The organism is Enterobacter cloacae complex sp. GF14B, assembly GCF_004136805.1.
Taxonomy (GTDB): Bacteria; Pseudomonadota; Gammaproteobacteria; order Enterobacterales; family Enterobacteriaceae; genus Enterobacter; species Enterobacter hormaechei_C.
In genome coordinates this window covers 1-1,915 of sequence record NZ_QFRV01000225.1, presented here as the reverse complement: position 1 = coordinate 1,915, position 1,915 = coordinate 1, and the positions used below count along the sequence as shown (strand labels likewise).

At 61.4% G+C, this 1,915-nt stretch carries 3 protein-coding genes; 2 read left to right on the top strand and 1 reads right to left on the bottom strand.

What is annotated here, in order from left to right:
• Nucleotides 1-337, top strand: a 337-nt coding sequence (locus DD606_RS24865; protein ID WP_139158366.1) for an efflux RND transporter permease subunit, incomplete at its 5' end; no start/stop codon positions are given.
• Here DD606_RS24865 and DD606_RS24860 read toward each other — a convergent pair.
• Nucleotides 267-1,388: a YbdK family carboxylate-amine ligase gene (locus DD606_RS24860; protein WP_003858868.1), complete on the bottom strand. Its 1,122-nt coding sequence runs from the start codon at nucleotides 1,386-1,388 to the stop codon at nucleotides 267-269. The genes DD606_RS24865 and DD606_RS24860 overlap by 71 nt on opposite strands.
• A gap of 105 nt (nucleotides 1,389-1,493) precedes the next feature.
• On the opposite strand from DD606_RS24860, the gene DD606_RS24855 reads away from it, so the two are divergent.
• Nucleotides 1,494-1,915: 2-dehydropantoate 2-reductase N-terminal domain-containing protein (locus DD606_RS24855; RefSeq protein ID WP_306768326.1), on the top strand; the 422-nt coding region annotated here is incomplete at its 3' end.

Here is a 1,915-nt window from a genome sequence, read left to right as displayed (position 1 = left end):
CCGCGCCCGGCGCATGGACGGAATGGCGATTGTCGATGCCGCACGGGAGGGAGCATCGCGCCGCTTCCGCGCGGTAATGATGACCGCCGTGTCGTTCATTATCGGCGTCCTGCCGATGATGCTGGCGACCGGGGCGGGCGCCCAGAGCCGCCGCATCATCGGCACTACGGTCTTCAGCGGCATGCTGGTGGCGACCGTAGTGGGGATAGTGTTCATCCCGGCGCTGTTCGTGCTGTTCCAGCGCCTGCGCGAGTGGGGCCACGGCCTTACGGACTCGTCGCCCACAGCTCACAGTGCTTCTGCACCAGAGAAATCAGCGAGCCGCCATCGGCGATAAAGTCCCGCATGCGCTGCGCCTCGCTCTTGCCCTGCTTTAACAGCAGGGCAATTTCCTTGATTGCGCTTGTCGCGCCGAGCTTCTCGGCGGACGGCGCAACCTGCTCCAGCAGCCAGGCGATATCTTCCGCCACGGTTTTGTGCTCGCCGGTATGCACGTCTGTCAGAATGCCTTCCAGCCCGTAGCGACAGGCCTGAAAACGGTTAAAGCGATACAGCAGAAAATCCCGTTCCTGATGCTTATACGGCCGCGCGGTCAACAGCCAGTGCGACGTCGCCTGAATAAGCCCGGCGATGTTAATCGCGTGGCCGAGCGTCAGCGGCGTATCCATTACCCGCACCTCCACGGTGCCAAAATGCGGGCTGGGGCGGATGTCCCAGTGCAGATCCTTAATGCTGTCGATCATGCTGGTGGAACTCAGGCGGCGGAACAGCCCCTCGAACTCCTGCCAGCTGTTGACCCACGGCATCTGTCCGTTATCCGGGAAGCCCGAGAAGATGTTGAGACGCGATGAGGCGAACTTCGTGTCCGTGCCCTGCATATACGGTGATGCGGCGGCCAGGGCGATAAAGTGCGGCACAAAGCGCGACAGGCCGTGCAGTAGATAAATTGCGTCGTCCCCGGTCCGACAGCCGACGTGTACGTGCTGGCCGAACACCGTCGCCTGCAAAATCAGATAGCCAAAGCGCTCCAGCGTGACGTTATAGCGCTCGTCGTCACACACCTCCTGACGCTGCCACTTCTGGAACGGGTGCGTTCCGCCGCCGCAGATCTGGATGTGATGCTCCGCCGCCGCGCGCAGGATGCTCTGCTGCATCACCGAGAACTGCGCCGCTGCCTGGTCGATGGTCTGGCACACGCCGGTGGCGATTTCGAGCATGCTTTCGGTAATGTCGTGTTTGACTTCGCCCCCTTTGATGTCGTCTTTGACGGCGGCGATGAGGGCAGAGGAGTCCTGGCTCAGATCGTAACCCGGCGGGTTAACCACCTGGAGTTCGAGCTCAATGCCGAGGGTATAAGGTTCAGAGGATTTGAAGTCGGGTAAAGGCATGGCGCACTCCGTTGTCTGTTATGAATTGAGTATAGACAATGGGCGTGGCGCGCTCTTTTCAGGGTGGTATAACTGATTGCAGGCTTAGCAAAAGGGGAGTGACCCATGTCTGACTATCCAACCATTGCGCTGACAGGACCCGGTGCGATTGGGACCACCATCGCCGCGGTGCTGCATGAAGCGGGCCGCACGCCGCTGCTGTGTGGTCGCACCGCGCATCCGGAACTGCGCCTGCGTCATGATGAGGGTGAAACTGTGGTGCCCGGTCCGGTACTCACCGATCCCAGCGTCATTACGCGCCCCGTTGACCTCGTTTTTTTGGCGGTCAAAACGACACAAAATGCCGACAGCGCCGGGTGGCTGCGTGCCCTGTGCGATGAAAACACCGTGGTCTGCGCGCTGCAAAACGGCGTGGAGCAGAAAGCCCAGCTTGCGCCTTTGGTTAATGGCGCAACGGTACTGCCCTCGGTGGTCTGGTTCCCTGCCCAGCGCGAGCCGGATGCCTCCGTCTGGCTGCGCGCCAAACC